Annotated in this window: 18 protein-coding genes; 9 read left to right on the forward strand and 9 right to left on the reverse strand. The window is 60.9% G+C overall.

Annotation, left to right across the window (positions count from 1 at the left end):
• Nucleotides 1-75: 75 nt before the first annotated feature.
• The 5 genes from JTY93_RS04540 to JTY93_RS04560 all read right to left on the reverse strand — a co-directional run bounded on the left by JTY93_RS04540 (nt 76) and on the right by JTY93_RS04560 (nt 2,487).
• A complete protein-coding gene (locus tag JTY93_RS04540; RefSeq protein WP_169996252.1) occupies nt 76-414 on the reverse strand; it encodes a HopJ type III effector protein in 339 nt (112 codons plus the stop codon).
• Nucleotides 407-703: a DUF1244 domain-containing protein gene (locus tag JTY93_RS04545; RefSeq protein WP_032857713.1), complete on the reverse strand. Its 297-nt coding sequence runs from the start codon at nt 701-703 to the stop codon at nt 407-409. The genes JTY93_RS04540 and JTY93_RS04545 overlap by 8 nt, the downstream gene beginning before the upstream one ends.
• 24 nt (nt 704-727) lie before the next feature.
• The gene (folX, locus tag JTY93_RS04550) at nt 728-1,099 is read right to left on the reverse strand and encodes a dihydroneopterin triphosphate 2'-epimerase (protein ID WP_029295577.1); all 372 of its coding nucleotides are present in this window, start codon (nt 1,097-1,099) and stop codon (nt 728-730) included.
• A gap of 55 nt (nt 1,100-1,154) precedes the next feature.
• Nucleotides 1,155-1,865, reverse strand: a complete 711-nt coding sequence (gene folM, locus JTY93_RS04555; protein WP_205478369.1) for a dihydromonapterin reductase — start codon at nt 1,863-1,865, stop codon at nt 1,155-1,157.
• 61 nt (nt 1,866-1,926) lie between these two features.
• Nucleotides 1,927-2,487, reverse strand: coding sequence for a putative antibiotic biosynthesis monooxygenase (locus tag JTY93_RS04560; RefSeq protein ID WP_159906527.1), 561 nt, complete (start codon nt 2,485-2,487; stop codon nt 1,927-1,929).
• A 214-nt stretch (nt 2,488-2,701) separates the two neighbouring features.
• Between JTY93_RS04560 and JTY93_RS04565 the strand changes: the two genes are divergently transcribed.
• On the forward strand, nt 2,702-3,661 hold the full coding sequence (locus JTY93_RS04565; RefSeq protein ID WP_205478370.1) for a MerR family transcriptional regulator: 960 nt from the start codon (nt 2,702-2,704) through the stop codon (nt 3,659-3,661).
• Nucleotides 3,662-3,663: 2 nt separating this feature from the next.
• Here the strand turns inward: JTY93_RS04565 and JTY93_RS04570 are convergent, their stop codons facing one another.
• Nucleotides 3,664-4,269, reverse strand: coding sequence for a hypothetical protein (locus JTY93_RS04570; protein WP_169996263.1), 606 nt, complete (start codon nt 4,267-4,269; stop codon nt 3,664-3,666).
• 58 nt (nt 4,270-4,327) lie between these two features.
• Nucleotides 4,328-4,795 (reverse strand): PAS domain-containing protein, encoded by a 468-nt coding sequence (locus JTY93_RS04575; RefSeq protein WP_205478371.1) that lies wholly within the window; start codon nt 4,793-4,795, stop codon nt 4,328-4,330.
• A gap of 103 nt (nt 4,796-4,898) precedes the next feature.
• On the opposite strand from JTY93_RS04575, the gene JTY93_RS04580 reads away from it, so the two are divergent.
• Entirely contained in the window at nt 4,899-5,354 is a 456-nt protein-coding gene (locus JTY93_RS04580; protein WP_205478372.1) for a flavodoxin, read from the forward strand.
• On the opposite strand, the gene JTY93_RS04585 is transcribed toward JTY93_RS04580, so the two are convergent.
• Nucleotides 5,335-6,231, reverse strand: coding sequence for a LysR family transcriptional regulator (locus tag JTY93_RS04585; RefSeq protein ID WP_169996270.1), 897 nt, complete (start codon nt 6,229-6,231; stop codon nt 5,335-5,337). The genes JTY93_RS04580 and JTY93_RS04585 overlap by 20 nt on opposite strands.
• A gap of 92 nt (nt 6,232-6,323) precedes the next feature.
• Here JTY93_RS04585 and JTY93_RS04590 point away from each other — a divergent pair, with 92 nt between their 5' ends.
• The 7 genes from JTY93_RS04590 (at nt 6,324) to JTY93_RS04620 (ending at nt 14,136) form a co-directional block, all read left to right on the forward strand.
• Nucleotides 6,324-6,716, forward strand: a complete 393-nt coding sequence (locus tag JTY93_RS04590; RefSeq protein ID WP_205478373.1) for a CidA/LrgA family protein — start codon at nt 6,324-6,326, stop codon at nt 6,714-6,716.
• A complete protein-coding gene (locus JTY93_RS04595; RefSeq protein ID WP_205478374.1) occupies nt 6,706-7,392 on the forward strand; it encodes an LrgB family protein in 687 nt (228 codons plus the stop codon). Before JTY93_RS04590 ends, JTY93_RS04595 begins: the two co-directional genes overlap by 11 nt.
• Before the next feature lie 151 nt (nt 7,393-7,543).
• Nucleotides 7,544-8,326: a class II aldolase/adducin family protein gene (locus JTY93_RS04600; RefSeq protein WP_169996276.1), complete on the forward strand. Its 783-nt coding sequence runs from the start codon at nt 7,544-7,546 to the stop codon at nt 8,324-8,326.
• Nucleotides 8,326-9,270, forward strand: a complete 945-nt coding sequence (locus JTY93_RS04605; RefSeq protein ID WP_205478376.1) for an alpha/beta fold hydrolase — start codon at nt 8,326-8,328, stop codon at nt 9,268-9,270. The genes JTY93_RS04600 and JTY93_RS04605 overlap by 1 nt, the downstream gene beginning before the upstream one ends.
• Before the next feature lie 181 nt (nt 9,271-9,451).
• Nucleotides 9,452-10,363 carry an SDR family oxidoreductase gene (locus JTY93_RS04610; RefSeq protein WP_205478377.1) on the forward strand — a complete coding sequence of 304 codons (912 nt, stop codon included), beginning with the start codon at nt 9,452-9,454 and terminating at the stop codon, nt 10,361-10,363.
• Between the two features lie 584 nt (nt 10,364-10,947).
• Entirely contained in the window at nt 10,948-12,738 is a 1,791-nt protein-coding gene (locus JTY93_RS04615) for a DUF1302 domain-containing protein (protein ID WP_205478384.1), read from the forward strand.
• Nucleotides 12,739-12,768: 30 nt separating this feature from the next.
• A complete protein-coding gene (locus JTY93_RS04620; protein ID WP_205478386.1) occupies nt 12,769-14,136 on the forward strand; it encodes a DUF1329 domain-containing protein in 1,368 nt (455 codons plus the stop codon).
• Nucleotides 14,137-14,384: 248 nt separating this feature from the next.
• Here JTY93_RS04620 and JTY93_RS04625 read toward each other — a convergent pair whose 3' ends face one another.
• Nucleotides 14,385-14,567 carry a hypothetical protein gene (locus JTY93_RS04625; protein ID WP_205478388.1) on the reverse strand — a complete coding sequence of 61 codons (183 nt, stop codon included), beginning with the start codon at nt 14,565-14,567 and terminating at the stop codon, nt 14,385-14,387.
• Between the last annotated feature and the right edge of the window lie 16 nt (nt 14,568-14,583).

Genomic DNA, 14,583 nt, shown 5'->3' on the forward strand with positions numbered 1-14,583 from the left:
CGATGGCGGTGTGACAGCCACCACTGCCATCGCGGGCAAGCCCGGCTCCCACATTGACCGGGTTTGCAAGCGGGATCAGCGGCGGGTCAAAGGCTGCTGAACAAACTTCACTCCCGCCAACCCGTGCTCGATCAATGCGCGGATATTGCCGTGATCTGTGCCCTCAGGCGTCGCCAGTACCGAACGATAATGCTCGCCAAACGCCAGCAACGCCTGCTGGTCGCTCAAGCCTTCGAGTAGTGCCAGGCCCAGGGTCTTGCACGAGCCTTCGTTCTGCCCGGCGGCGTTTTCTACGCTGCCATTGGTGAAGGCCTGTGGCTGGTAGTCGTAGCCGGCGGCGATAAAGGCCAGGGTATCGGCAAACAGGTGTTCGCCGCTGTCGAGGCTGGCGCGCAGGGTGTTGAGGTCAGTCATGGGTTTTTCCTTTGGCAAACGCCGCTTGTTGTTCGGCGCTGGCTTCTTGCTGGTACTGGGCTTTCCACTCGGCGTACGGCATGCCGTACACCACTTCGCGGGCGTCATCGAGGCTGACCTCGATCTGGCGTTCGTCGGCCTCGGCCTTGTACCACTTGGACAGGCAGTTGCGGCAGAACCCGGCCAGGTTCATCAGGTCGATGTTTTGTACATCCTTGCGGCTGTCCAGGTGCGCAACCAGTCGGCGGAAGGCAGCTGCTTCAAGTTCCAGGCGTTGTTGATCGGTCATAGGGTTCACGCAGATTCAGGGGGGTTAACGGCTGGCCGCCAGCGTAATCGAAACCGACTCGGCAAAGCGCAGCGCATGGGGCTTGTCGACTTCGACCTCGGCATACAGCACCGACTCATTGCTCATCACCAGGTCCAGCACTTCCTGGGTCAGACGTTCGAGCAGGGCAAAGCGGTTGCTTTCGACGTGGGCGATGATGGCCTTGGTGATGGTGCGGTAGTTCAAGGCGTGGTCGATATCGTTGTCGCGCACGGCGTCTTGTGCGGCATACAGGATGGTCAGGTTGATCAACACATCTTGCTTGTTGAGGATTTCATCCTCGTTGATGCCAATGAAGGTGCGCAGACACAGGTCCTTGACCCGGATGCGCGCCATACCTGGTTGAAGTTGTGGCATTGCTACTTGCTCCGTCCAATCAGTTGCAGGAACCCCAGGCGGGTGGTGTTCGGGTTTACTTGACATGGCGCCCGCCATTGACGGTCAGGGTGGTGCCGGTCACATAAGGGTTGTCCAGCAGGTAACGCACGCTCTGGTAAATCACCTCAGGCCCGGGTTCGATACCCAGTGCCGACTTGGCCAGGACCTTGGCGCGATAAGCCGCGTCGTCGCCTTCGTTGAACATCACCATGGCTGGCGCGATGCCATTGACCTTGATCCGAGGCGCGTATTGGGCGGCGAAGGACAGGGTCAGGCTGTCGAGCCCGGCCTTGGTGGCACAGTAGGCGATATGTTGGCGGCTGCCCTTGCGGGTGACGTCGTCGCTGATATGCACAATGTCGGCCGGCGTCGAGCCTCTGAGCAAGTCAGCACAATGCAGGTTGATCAAGTACGGTGCAAGCATGTGTACGCTGAACATATCGATAAAGGCGTTGGCCTCTTCCCCCGGTGTTTCTGCGGCCCAGGTCGAGGCGTTGTGGATGATCGCCCGTAGGCTATCGGTATGGGTCTTGAGTTCGCTGATGAACGCCAGGATACCGGCCTCGCACGAGAAGTCGGCAAATACGCCAACCGCGCCACGCTCGCGCAAGGCCTGCACACCGGGACGTTCACTGCGGTAGCTGAAGATCACCGGTTGCTGTTCATCCAGCAAGCGCTGGGCGCAATGCAGGCCGACACGCTGGCCGGCGCCGGTGATCAAGATCGGGGCGGGGGTGGAGGTCATGGGAAGCTCGGGTCGCGGGCAAGCTAAAACTATACCAGCGACCGGCCTGTAGCGGATCGGCTCAAACGGTTGCTTCGCCAGGTTTTACCCGGCGCGGAGCAGGATTGAGCCAGCCGGCCAGCAAATGGGTCGACAGGGGAATGAACAGATAGACCATCAAGGGCGTCAGGGCCAGGGTGCTGACCAGCACGCGGCTGAACAAGCCCAACTCGGCCAGCAACGGTTCCAGGCCGACGTTGAACAGCAGCGACACCGGGAAAAACGCCAACCAGATCGCCACGGCCTGTTTCCAGCGCGGTGGGCGCTGGCCCACCGCGCCAAACCAGCCTTCCATGCCGCTGACACGATGTTCCATGGGGTCGGCGAACAATTCGCTGCCGCGCCCCAGCCAGGCGCTACGCGAGGCGGAGAACTCCCAGGCGTGCAGGGTCTGCTCGTCGGCGAAGCGGAAGATGATCTGGAACTCGCCACCGTCGGCAGGCGGTGCAAGCACGCCTGAACCCAAGTAGCCGGGGAAGTCCGTGGCCAGTTGCTCGCCTTCGCGCAGCCAGCTCATCATGTCCTGATAACGACCTTGGGCAGCGCGGCGCGCGACCATCAAGGTGACGGGTAGGGTAGACATTGTGTATCTCCGAATGCGTGGGAGCGCGGCACCGGGTAGGTGGCGTCCCTGGCGAAACCGCAGGGTAGGGCGGCGACGCAGAAAAACAGGCAAGGATTATTCCTGATTTGACGAAATACACCAGCGGCATTGGACGGCTGGGCAGGTCCCTTGAAAAAGACAGGTATAAAAGCGTTAAATGGGATCCAACTTCGTATAAGTTCCTGGTCATTCGATGCCTGTAATCACAGCCCTGCCCCCCGGTCTTGAGCATGGCGGTCTAGCCGCCGCGGATGAGTTGTTCCCGATTCGTGAAGTCGCAAGATTGACAGGTATCAACCCGATCACCTTGCGTGCGTGGGAGCGCCGTTATGGTTTGATCCAGCCGGTGCGCACCGAAAGTGGGCATCGCCTGTACACGCAGAAGGACATCGAGACCGTTCATCGCATTCTGGATTGGATCGAGCGGGGCGTGGCAGTCAGCAAAGTCGGCAAGATCCTCGCCCGGGACGATGCGCAGGTGTCTTCACTGCAAGACCAACAGGAAGGCAGCGGTGAGCTTGAGTGGGTGCAGTGGCAGCAGCAGTTGCAACTGGCCATCGGCGCGTTTGATGAGCTGCAACTGGAGCGCCTGTACGGGCAGGTCTTTGCGGCCTACCCCGCTTCAGTGGCGTTTCAGGACATCCTGATGCCCCTTTGGCGCCAATTGCTGCGGCATCAGGGCCGTTTTGGCCAGGCCAGCGAATGGCTGTTTTTCGACAGCTTCTTGCGCGCGCGAATTTCCCAGCGCCTGCAACTGGCCCGCGCCGGCCGTACGCCGCAGGTACTGCTGGCAGCCATTGCCGGTGAGTGCCGAGAACTGGAATTGCTGGTGGCGGGGCTCATGCTCAGTGGTGATGAACTGGCCGTGCATGTGCTGAACGTGGGCCAGCCCCTGGATGAGTTGACACTGATCTGCGAGAAGACCCGCCCGCAGGCGCTGGTGCTGTTCTCCAACCGTTCCCCGACCCATGAGTTGCCCAAGCGGTTGGCGCGATTGGCCCTGACCCTGGAGTGCCCGCTGCTGCTGGCCGGTGATGCCTCCGACATGGCCGAGCAGCTACTGGCCGATACTGCCATTGGCTGCCTGGGCAATGAGGGAAGGTTGATGCAGCGGCGCTTGCAGCAGTTCCTCAGGGGAACCCTGGATACCTGAATTCAGGCATGCACTTCGGGGTGGGCCAGGCGGTGCTGTTGCAGGATGAACTGGCGCAGGCGCTCGGTTTCATCCACATCGTTCTGGCTCAAGCGGTAGGCAAACAGCCCGCGAGCGGTCTCGCGCTCCAGCGTGCCACGCACCGCAATCCTTTCGTAGCCCGATGGGCTGAACCACATCGAGAATGTCCTGGGTGGTTTACTGCGACCACGGGACTGCACCAGTAGGCCCTTGAACGATACTTCATGTACCCATAGCGCCCCGGGCTGGCCCTTGACGTTTTCCAGGGCGACCGGCTCTTCGAGGACCAGGCGCCAAGGCCGGATCATCGGCCCGTCTTCAAAAATGCTCGGTACCCCCAGGCGCAGGTGCAGGGCATGAAACTCGTCCTCCACCAATTGCAGGGGAAAGGTCATCTGCTGGTTATCGAACTGCGCCTGGATCGTTACCTGTTCATGGGCCGCCAGGCGCGTGAGCAGGTCGCGGATCTGCGCGCCGCCATTGACCGTCAGGCTCGACGACACATCCCGCACATTCAGTTGCGGGTTGTGGTGCATGTTCTGGATGAAGTCCAGTTCGTCCTGCGTCAAAAGCGCGTCGCGTTGCATTGATGTGGCTCAAGGAAATGCGTGATTAAACTGATTATCACCCTAAAGACCGTGTTTTCTAAAGTTTGTTAGATCCGCTCGTCGCTCGGAGTGCTGCCAGCTCGGCTGTAAGCTGCGCCACCTGGGCTTCAAGCTGGGCTACACGCTGCTGGGCCTTGACCTGAACCGTTACGTCTTTTTGTACGCCGACGAAGTAAGTCTGCTGATCGGCTGGGTTGTAAACCGTCGATAATGACAGTTCATTCCAGAAGTGCGTGCCGTCCTTACGGTAGTTTCGCAGGATTTCCCGGCACGCGCCGCCACTGTCCAGGGCGTCGCGAATGGCCATCAGGGCCGGCTGGTCACGGTCACCCGCTTGCAGGAAGCGGCAATCCTGGTAAAGGATGTCGTCCAGGCTGTAACCGGTCATACGTTCGAAGGCCGGGTTCACGTAAATCAGGGGCTTGTCCTTGCCTTCCCTCTCAGCCACGGAGATTCCGTCGTTGGAGGCGTTGACCACCATCTGCATCAGCTTGGCGTTGATCATTGAGCGATCCATAGCGTGTTTGTGGATTTCGTAGTGTAAGACAACTCGCCCGGCCGCCAACTGTTAATATCCCAGGTTTTCACTCAACTACAGGATCAGATTGATGAAAGTCGCCATCCTTTCCGGCTCGGTCTATGGCACGGCAGAAGAAGTTGCCCGCCACGCCATGGATATTCTCAACGTGGCCGGTTTCGAGGCCTGGCATAACCCGCGGGCGAGCCTGGCCGATGTTCAGGCCTTCGCCCCGGACGCCTTTCTGGCCGTCACCTCCACCACCGGCATGGGCGAATTGCCGGACAACCTGATGCCGCTGTATTCGACGATCCGCGACCAACTGCCCGCCGCCTGGCGCGGTTTGCCGGGGGCGGTGATCGGCCTGGGCGACGCCAGCTACGGCGATACCTTCTGCGGTGGCGGCGAGCAGATGCGCGAGCTGTTTGGCGAGTTGGGCGTGCGCGAAGTGCTGCCGATGCTGCGCCTGGATGCCAGCGAAAGCGTCACCCCGGAAGCCGATGCCGAGCCATGGCTGGCAGAGCTGGTCACGGCACTGCGCGGCTGATCGGATACTCGCGCAGTAACGCCAGCCAGGCCAGGGCAGCTTTCGAGAGATAGGCGCCCTGGCGCCAGATAAAAGCGATGTCCCAGCGCAGGAATTCGGGCGCTCTGAGTGTCAGGCGCACCACGCCAGGGCGCTCCAGGCCGCGCGCGACCACACTGGGCAGCAGCACCACGCCCTGGCCGGCGGCCACCAGCGCCACGAGAAAGTCCGCCTGGCCGCTGCGCCCGCTTTCCCGGGGGGTGAAGCCCACCTGCTGGCAGGCCTGGAGTAGCCGGTCATTGAGCACAAAGCTGCGCTGATACATCAAAAACGGCGTGTCGGCCAATTCCTCCAAGCCAATCTGCCCACGCTGTGCCAGCGGGTGGTCCACGGGCAGCAGCGCATCCAGGGGTTCATCACAGAAGGCTTGCCAGGCAAACGCCGGATCGGTGGGCAACAGGCTGCCGCCGACGTCCAGCTCTCCGGCGAGGATCGCCTGTTCGATATTGCGACTGCCGCCCTCAAGCAATTGGATGCTGACATTGGGGTAGCGCCGGCGATATTCGGCAAACAACCCGGCAAACAGTGTGTCGCCACCCAGTTGCGGCAGGCCCATGCGCAACTCGCCACGGGTCAACTGATTCAAGTCGTCCAGCTCGCTCAACAACTCGGTTTGCAGGCGCAGCATCGCCTCGGCCCGTTGCAGCACCACGTGCCCGGCGGCGGTCAGGCGAACCTGTGAGCCAATGCGGTCGAGCAACGGCGTGCCCAGGCTGTGCTCCAGTTGCGCCACTTGCTTGCTCACGGCGGACTGGCTGATATGCAAGGTTTTCCCCGCCTGGGTAAAACCCCCACGGTGGACCACTTCGATAAAACTGCGCAGTTGTTTGAATTCCATTACGGTAATTCCAGATTGGAATGGTTTGTAGTCTAACAATTCGCTTTGGGGATGCTAGGGGGCTCTTTAAAATGAGGGCCTGCGAGGAACCCATGTCTACTAAACGTTTCACCTTCAAACATTTGGCCCGGTTGCTGGTTGAGCTGCTGGTATTACTGGCGATTTACCTGCTGGGCTGCCAAGTGGCCCTGTGGCTGGCCTGGCCGATTCCGGGCGGGGTCATAGGCCTGGGCCTGCTGTTGCTGGTGTTCGCCAGTGGCTTGATCAAGCCGGCAGCCCTGCAATTGGGTGCTGGCATGCTGATGGCGGAGATGCTGCTGTTCTTTATCCCGGCGTTGATGAGCCTGCTCGATTACGGTGGGCTGATGCGCCACGACGGTTGGCGCATTCTGTTGGTGATCGCTCTTAGCACCCTGATGGTGATGTTGGTCACGGCATTTACCGTTGAACTCGTCTGCCGCTGGAAGCTGCGCCATGAAGCTTGAATTGATGCCGCTGTTCTGGCTGGCCCTGACCCTTGTGGCCTATGGCTTCAGCCGCTGGATCTACCGGCGTACCGGGCGCTACCTGCTGTCGCCGCTGATCCTGGTACCCGCGCTGCTGCTGGCGGTGGCCGTGCCGCTGAACACCGCCTATGCCGAGTACGCCACCGACACCCATTGGCTGATGCTGGTGTTGGGACCGGTGACGGTGGCGTTCGCCATCCCGATCTGGCAGCAGCGCCAGCTGTTGATACGCCACTGGTCGGCATTGTTGCTGGGGATGCTGGCGGGTAGCGCGGCGTCCATCGGCACTTCTTTCGGTCTGGCCAAGGCGCTGGCTCTGGACAGTTCGGTCACCCTGTCATTGGTGCCGCGCTCGATCACCACGCCCTTTGCCATGCCCCTGGCCCACGACCTGGGCGGCGTGCCGGAACTCACGGCGGTATTCGTGATGTTCACCGGTGTGTTCGGTGCGCTGCTTGGCGGGGTGCTGCTCAAGTGGTTGCCGCTGCGCAGCGCCCTGGCGCGGGGCGCGTTGTTTGGCGTGGGCGCCCACGGTGCTGGCGTCAGTCGTGCCCATGAAGTGGGCGGCGAAGAGGGCTCGGTGGCGGGGCTGGTGATGGTGCTGACGGGGCTGCTCAACCTGTTTGCCGCACCTTTATTGGCGTCGCTTCTCTGACACCACATTGTACGAATCCGAACTATCCTCACGGTTGACTCGCTCGGTCATCAAGCTGGCTGCCAACGCAACTACGGCTTGCCCGAGGTCTGACTAGACTGGCCCTCCAGTCCAAAAATAATAAGAACACCACAGCGTCGAGGTCATTGCCGTGAGCCTAGCCACCGTTCAATCGACACAGAGTGTAAAAGACCAGGTCAGCGCTGCCGAATGGCAGGCCCGTATCGACCTTGCAGCCTGCTATCGCCTGGTGGCCATGCATGGCTGGGATGATCTGATTTTCACCCACATTTCGGCCAAGGTGCCGGGTACCGAAGACTTCCTGATCAACCCGTTCGGGCTGATGTTCCACGAAATCACCGCCTCCAGTCTGGTCAAGGTCGACCAGGCCGGCAACAAGCTGATGGACAGCCCCTACGAGATCAATCCGGCGGGCTACACCATCCACAGCGCGGTACACGAGGTTCGCCACGACGTGGTGTGCGTATTGCACACCCATACCGCCGCCGGCGTGGCCGTCTCGGCGCAGAAACAGGGCGTGCTGCCGATCAGCCAGCAATCGTTGTTCGTGCTCTCGAGCCTGGCTTATCACGCCTACGAAGGTGTGGCGCTGAACCACGAGGAAAAGGCCCGCCTGCAAGCCGACCTGGGGCCGAACAATTTCCTGATGCTGCACAACCATGGCCTGCTGACCTGCGGCGCGACCATCGCCGATACCTTCCTGATGATGTTCACCTTCCAGCGCGCTTGCGATATCCAGGTGCTGGCGCAAAACGGCGGGGCCGAATTGATCGCCATCGAGCCGCAGATTCTGGCGGGGGCCAAGGCGATGATTGCCGGCGTGACCAAGAGCGCCCAAGGCATGGGCGGGGCATTGGCCTGGCCGGCGTTGCTGCGCAAGCTCGATCAACAAGACCCTGGATACCGACTCTAATGCCATTGGCCGAGATCCCCCTGAGCGCCTGGCGCAAGCGCGGGCAGAGTTTTGTCTTTCGTGGGCAGACCATCCGTTACTGGGTGGCCGGGCAAGGCGAGCCATTGCTGCTGATCCACGGCTTCCCCAGTGCCAGTTGGGACTGGCATTACCTCTGGCAGCCCCTGGCCCAGCGCAACCTGGTGATTGCCTGCGACATGCTCGGTTTTGGCGACTCGGCCAAGCCCCTTGACCACACCTATTGCCTGCTGGAACAGGCTGACCTGCAGCAGGCATTACTGGCCCACCTGCGAGTGCAGCAGCCGGTGCATATCATGGCCCATGACTACGGCGACAGCGTGGCCCAAGAGCTGCTCGCCCGACACTACGAGGGCAGGTTCCAACTGGCCAGTTGTGTATTTCTCAACGGCGGGCTCTTCCCCGAGACCCACCGCGCGGCGCTGGTACAAAAACTACTGCTCAGCCCCGTGGGGTGGATGATCGGCCGTGCATTCGGGCGCAACGCCCTGGCCGACAGCTTCAAGCAGATCTTCGGCCCCGGCACCCGCCCCAGCGAAAGCGCTCTGGATGACTTCTGGAGTCTGATCGAAAACAACGACGGCCCACGGATCCTGCACAAACTCATCGCTTATATCCCCCAGCGCCGACGCCAACGCGAGCGCTGGTTAGCAGCCATGCAGCGCGGTGAAGTGCCGTTGCGGGTGATCGATGGCGAAGTCGACCCGATCTCCGGCGCGCATATGGTTGCGCGCTACCGCGAGCTGATACCCGATGCCGACACGGTGTTGCTGGCCAACATCGGCCACTACCCGCAGGTGGAGGCGCCGGTGCAGGTGCTCAAGCACTACCTGGCGTTTCGCGAGGGTATCGAGGCCAGTAAAGATCAACTATGGGAACTGGCGTATGTAGGCGCTGGCTTGCCTGCGATGCGCACACCTCGGTAAATCAGTTGCACCGAGGTGATGCAATCGCAGGCAAGCCAGCTCCCACACAAGCCAGCTTCTACACGAGCCGATCATCCCCGTACCTTATTGCGCACCATTCACCCCCGCCCGTATTTATTGTGACCACAAGCTCCGTGCCTGACACTCAACCCATCGTCCACTGTCTTCGCTGGAGTTCCCTATGAGTGAGTCTGTGCAGTTCCAAGATAAAGTCGTGATCGTCACCGGGGCCGGTGGCGGCTTGGGTCGTGCCCATGCGCTGTTGTTCGCCAGGCACGGGGCCAAAGTTCTGGTCAACGACCTTGGCGGCTCGACTCAGGGCGAAGGCGCCAACGCCTCGGCGGCCGACCGCGTAGTGGCCGAGATCCGCGAGGCTGGTGGCATTGCCGAGGCCAACCATGACTCGGTGACCGACGGCGAAAAGATCGTGCAGCACGCCCTCAAGGTGTTTGGCCGCATCGACGTGGTGGTGAACAACGCCGGGATCCTGCGCGACAAGACCTTTCATAAAATGGAGGACGGCGACTGGGACCTGGTTTACCGCGTGCACGTCGAAGGTGCCTACAAAGTCACCCGCGCTGCCTGGCCGCATATGCGCGAGCAGGGTTATGGCCGGGTGATTTTCACGGCTTCGACGTCGGGCATCTACGGCAACTTCGGCCAGTCCAACTACGGCATGGCCAAGCTCGGCCTGTATGGCCTGACCCGTACCCTGGCGTTGGAAGGGCGCAAGAACAACATCCTGGTCAATGCCATCGCGCCCACGGGCGGCACGCGCATGACCGAAGGCCTGATCCCGCCACAGGTGTTCGAGCGGCTCAAGCCCGAGCTGGTCAGCCCGCTGGTGGTGTACCTGGGCAGCGAGGCGTGCCAGGAAACCTCCGGGCTGTTCGAAGTGGGGGGCGGCTGGATCGGCAAGACCCGTTGGGAGCGCAGCCTGGGCGTGGGCTTTGATCCCGAGGCAGGCTTCTCGCCAGAGGATGTGGCGGCGCACTGGCAGCAGATCTGCGACTTTGAAGGGGCGGCCCATCCCAAGGACAACATCGAAGCCCTGAAAGAGATGATGGACAACCTGCACAAATACAGCCTCTGATCGTTACCTGAAAATATTCAATCCTGCGGGGCGCTGATGGCGCCCCGCTTTGTTTCAGGCATAAAAAAGGCCGCTGCATACGCAGCGGCCGAAGTAAGACGTTGGATCAAGGAGCTACAAATCAACGTCAGTGAACACGGGTAACAGACTGAAAATACGCTTCGATCTGTTGAAAATTGGCTTCCAGGAAACGGATGGTTTGTTCTGAAAGCCCGGTAAGAATAGTCCCTTGTAGCGGTATGAAAAATACTGATTCAGGACAAGGACTGTTACCAAAACAACAACAGTACCCGCCCCCTGTAGGAGCGAGCTTGCTCGCGAAAAACTTAAGGGCGCCGCGTTAAACCAGGCAACGCGCGTCATCGTTAACGTTCTTCGCGAGCAAGCTCGCTCCTACAGGGGGCGTGGGGTTATCCATTCTCTTGATAGTCCTTCATCCACTACGTCGATAGGCCTGCCAATACCCGCGCTAGAGCCTGCACTCATCCTTTCGAGCGACAACACGAATACCTCCTTGGTGCGCTTATCGCTCCTGATGGCGGGCAGTAGGGTGGGGCCTTCTGTCACACCACCGGGGAAGACGCATGACAAAAACAACAATGCGCGCCATCTTCAGGCCACAGGCGCTGGCCGCTGCGGTTGCTTTGGGTTGCTGCGCTCAGGCGCAGGCCGTTTCATTCAACATCGGCGAGATCGAAGGGCAATTCGATTCGTCGCTGTCGGTAGGTGCCAGCTGGGGCATGCGCGATGCCGACCGCAAGCTGGTGGGCACGGTCAACGGCGGCAGTGGCCAGGCCTCCACCGGGGATGATGGGCGCTTGAACTTCAAGAAAGGCGAGACCTTCTCGAAAATCTTCAAAGGCCTGCACGACCTGGAGCTCAAGTACGGCGATACCGGTGTGTTTGTGCGGGGCAAATACTGGTACGACTTCGAACTCAAGGACGAAGACCGCGAGTTCAAGCCCATCAGCGACCACAACCGCAAGGAAGGCTCCAAATCCAGCGGGGCGCAGATCCTCGATGCCTTCGTCTACCACAACTACTCCCTGTGGGATTTGCCGGGCACCGTGCGCGCCGGTAAACAGGTGGTCAGTTGGGGCGAAAGTACTTTCATCGGCAACTCCATCAACAGCATCAACCCCATCGACGTCTCGGCCTTCCGCCGGCCCGGCGCCGAGATTAAAGAGGGCCTGATTCCGGTGAACATGCTGTTCGCCTCCCAGGGCCTGACCAACCAACTGACCGTGGAAGGTTTCTACCAACTGGAATGGGACCAGACGGTGCTGGATAACTGCGGCACCTTCTTTGGTGGCGACGTGGCGGCCGATGGCTGCACCAACAACTACACCGTCGGCAGCCCGGCGATCCGCCCGCTGCAACCGGTCGCCGCCGCGTTCGGCCAGGGTTTTGGCGTGACCAATGAAGGGGTGATCGTGCGCCGCGCCGCCGACCGTGATGCCCGCGACTCCGGGCAGTTCGGCATGGCCTTGCGTTGGCTGGGCGATGACACCGAGTACGGCCTGTACTTCATGAACTACCACAGCCGCACGCCGACCGTGGGCACGCTCACGGCCAACACTAACCTTGCGACCATCGGCAATATCATCAATACCGCCAACGGCATTGCTCCTGGCAGTGGCGCCGGCCTGGCGCAGAGTGTGATGCTCGGACGCGGCCAGTACTACCTGGATTACCCGGAAGACATCCGCCTGTACGGCGCCAGCTTTTCCACCACCTTGCCCACCGGCACGGCCTGGACCGGGGAAATCAGCTACCGTCCCAACGCGCCCGTGCAACTCAACACCACCGACCTGACCCTGGCTCTGGTCAACCCGATTGCCGGTAACACCGTGTCACCCATCCGCAGCTCATTCGGTGCCGACAACACCGGCTACCGGCGCAAGGAAATCACCCAGTTCCAAACCACCATGACCCAGTTTTTCGACCAGGTACTGGGCGCCGAACGCCTGACCGTAGTGGGCGAGGCGGCCATCGTGCGAGTGGGCGGGCTGGAGAACAAAACCAAGCTGCGCTACGGCCGCGATTCGGTCTACGGCCAATACGGCTTTGGCGGTGACACCGACGGCTTCGTCACGGCGACTTCCTGGGGTTATCGCGCCAGGGCCATTCTCGATTACAACAACGTGATCGCCGGGATCAACCTCAAGCCCAACCTGTCCTGGTCCCATGACGTGAAGGGCTATGGCCCCAACGGTCTGTTCAACGAAGGTGCCAAGGCCCTCAGCGTCGGGGTCGATGCGGACTACCGCAATACCTACACCGCGAGCCTGAGCTACACCGACTTTTTTGGCGGTGACTACAACACCCTGACCGACCGTGACTTCCTCGCCCTCAGCTTTGGCGTGAACTTCTGATTCGGCTAAAAAAGAACAAGGACAATAACCATGCGTAAGATGATTTTGCAGTGCGGCGTACTGGCCCTCAGCCTGTTGGCCGCCAACGTGATGGCTGCTGTGTCAGCGGAAGAAGCCGCCAAGCTGGGGACCACCTTGACCCCGGTCGGCGCGGAAAAGGCCGGTAATGCCGATGGCTCGATCCCGGCCTGGACCGGCGGCATCCCGAAAAACGCTGGCGCCGTGGACAGCAAGGGCTTTTTGGCCGACCCGTTCGCCAATGAGAAACCGCTGTTCGTGATCACCGCCGCCACGGTCGACAAGTACAAGGACAAGCTGTCGGATGGCCAGGTGGCGATGTTCAAACGTTACCCCGAGACTTACAAAATCCCGGTCTACACCACCCACCGCACCGTCAACCTGCCCGACGATATCTACGAGTCGATCAAGCGCAGCGCGCTCAACGTCAAGTCGATCAACGACGGCAACGGCCTGGAGAACTTCACCGGCAACCGCTACTACGCCTTCCCGATTCCGAAGAATGGCGTCGAAGTGTTGTGGAACCACATCACCCGTTACCACGGCGGCAACCTGCGGCGCATCATCACCCAGGCCACACCGCAGACCAACGGCAGCTACACGCCGATTCGTTTCGAAGAAGAAGTGGCGGTGCCGCAACTGATCCCGGACATGGACCCGGCCAAGGGCGCCAACGTGCTGACCTTCTTCAAACAGTCGGTCACCGCACCCGCGCGCCTGGCGGGCAACGTGCTGCTGGTACACGAAACCCTCGACCAGGTGAAGGAACCGCGCCTGGCGTGGATCTACAACGCCGGCCAACGCCGCGTGCGCCGCGCACCGCAAGTGGCCTACGACGGGCCGGGCACTGCGTCCGACGGCCTGCGCACCTCGGATAACTTCGACATGTTCTCCGGTGCGCCAGATCGCTACGACTGGAAGCTGGTGGGCAAGAAGGAAATGTACATTCCCTACAACGCCTACAAGCTCGACTCGCCTTCGCTCAAGTACGACGACATCATCAAGGCCGGGCATATCAACCAAGACCTGACCCGCTACGAACTGCACCGGGTGTGGGAGGTGGTGGGCACCGTCAAGCCGAGCGAGCGGCACATCTACGCCAAGCGGCACATGTACATCGACGAAGACAGCTGGCAGGTGGCGCTGGTGGATCACTACGACGGTCGTGGCCAACTGTGGCGCGTTGCCGAAGGTCATGCGCAGTTCTACTACAACCACCAGACCCCGGCCTACACCGTCGAGACCCTGTACGACATCATCGCTGGCCGCTACATCGCCCTGGGCATGAAGAATGAGGAGAAGAGCAGCTTTGTGTTCGGCTTCAATGCCAAGGCGGCGGACTACACCCCCTCGGCCCTGCGCGCCTCGGGCGTACGCTGATCCAAGGATTGTAAATCCCATCATTGTGGGAGCTGCCTGCGATGGCGGAGTGTCAGGTAAATGAGTGCACCGACATCTGCACAACACTCAAACACCGACGAACTCCCCGTGGCGAGCGGGCTTGCCCCGCGTTGGGCTGCGAAGCAGCCCCAGTCAGCCGAATGCGGTGTATCAGACACTCCGTAGCGGCTGGTTTTGGGGCTGCTTTGCAGCCCAGCGCGGGGCAAGCCCGCTCGCCACAGCCACAGTCACAGCCACAGCCACTGCAGCTCTATCTGCTTGGATTTATGCGTTGCGGCAAAATTGTGTAGATACCGATGGCCATTGCAGGCAAGCCAGTTCCCACCTTTGATCGTGCCGGGCTTGTTTTGAAGCCCGGCTTTTTTATGTCCGGCAATCAGCCCGCTGAATACTTCTTCAACAACGCCCATCGAGGGGACTACGGTA

This window comes from Pseudomonas hygromyciniae (assembly GCF_016925675.1).
In the GTDB taxonomy this organism is placed as follows: Bacteria; Pseudomonadota; Gammaproteobacteria; order Pseudomonadales; family Pseudomonadaceae; genus Aquipseudomonas; species Aquipseudomonas hygromyciniae.

What these genes read in the sequence shown, in the direction of transcription:
- JTY93_RS04540 (WP_169996252.1), bottom strand. Translation starts at nt 414, where the DNA reads ATGACTGACCTCAACACCCTGCGCGCCAGCCTCGACAGCGGCGAACAC.
- JTY93_RS04545 (WP_032857713.1), bottom strand. Translation starts at nt 703, where the DNA reads ATGACCGATCAACAACGCCTGGAACTTGAAGCAGCTGCCTTCCGCCGA.
- folX (WP_029295577.1), bottom strand. Translation starts at nt 1,099, where the DNA reads ATGCCACAACTTCAACCAGGTATGGCGCGCATCCGGGTCAAGGACCTG.
- folM (WP_205478369.1), bottom strand. Translation starts at nt 1,865, where the DNA reads ATGACCTCCACCCCCGCCCCGATCTTGATCACCGGCGCCGGCCAGCGT.
- JTY93_RS04560 (WP_159906527.1), bottom strand. Translation starts at nt 2,487, where the DNA reads ATGTCTACCCTACCCGTCACCTTGATGGTCGCGCGCCGCGCTGCCCAA.
- JTY93_RS04565 (WP_205478370.1), top strand. Translation starts at nt 2,702, where the DNA reads ATGCCTGTAATCACAGCCCTGCCCCCCGGTCTTGAGCATGGCGGTCTA.
- JTY93_RS04570 (WP_169996263.1), bottom strand. Translation starts at nt 4,269, where the DNA reads ATGCAACGCGACGCGCTTTTGACGCAGGACGAACTGGACTTCATCCAG.
- JTY93_RS04575 (WP_205478371.1), bottom strand. Translation starts at nt 4,795, where the DNA reads ATGATCAACGCCAAGCTGATGCAGATGGTGGTCAACGCCTCCAACGAC.
- JTY93_RS04580 (WP_205478372.1), top strand. Translation starts at nt 4,899, where the DNA reads ATGAAAGTCGCCATCCTTTCCGGCTCGGTCTATGGCACGGCAGAAGAA.
- JTY93_RS04585 (WP_169996270.1), bottom strand. Translation starts at nt 6,231, where the DNA reads ATGGAATTCAAACAACTGCGCAGTTTTATCGAAGTGGTCCACCGTGGG.
- JTY93_RS04590 (WP_205478373.1), top strand. Translation starts at nt 6,324, where the DNA reads ATGTCTACTAAACGTTTCACCTTCAAACATTTGGCCCGGTTGCTGGTT.
- JTY93_RS04595 (WP_205478374.1), top strand. Translation starts at nt 6,706, where the DNA reads ATGAAGCTTGAATTGATGCCGCTGTTCTGGCTGGCCCTGACCCTTGTG.
- JTY93_RS04605 (WP_205478376.1), top strand. Translation starts at nt 8,326, where the DNA reads ATGCCATTGGCCGAGATCCCCCTGAGCGCCTGGCGCAAGCGCGGGCAG.
- JTY93_RS04610 (WP_205478377.1), top strand. Translation starts at nt 9,452, where the DNA reads ATGAGTGAGTCTGTGCAGTTCCAAGATAAAGTCGTGATCGTCACCGGG.
- JTY93_RS04615 (WP_205478384.1), top strand. Translation starts at nt 10,948, where the DNA reads ATGACAAAAACAACAATGCGCGCCATCTTCAGGCCACAGGCGCTGGCC.
- JTY93_RS04620 (WP_205478386.1), top strand. Translation starts at nt 12,769, where the DNA reads ATGCGTAAGATGATTTTGCAGTGCGGCGTACTGGCCCTCAGCCTGTTG.
- JTY93_RS04625 (WP_205478388.1), bottom strand. Translation starts at nt 14,567, where the DNA reads ATGGGCGTTGTTGAAGAAGTATTCAGCGGGCTGATTGCCGGACATAAA.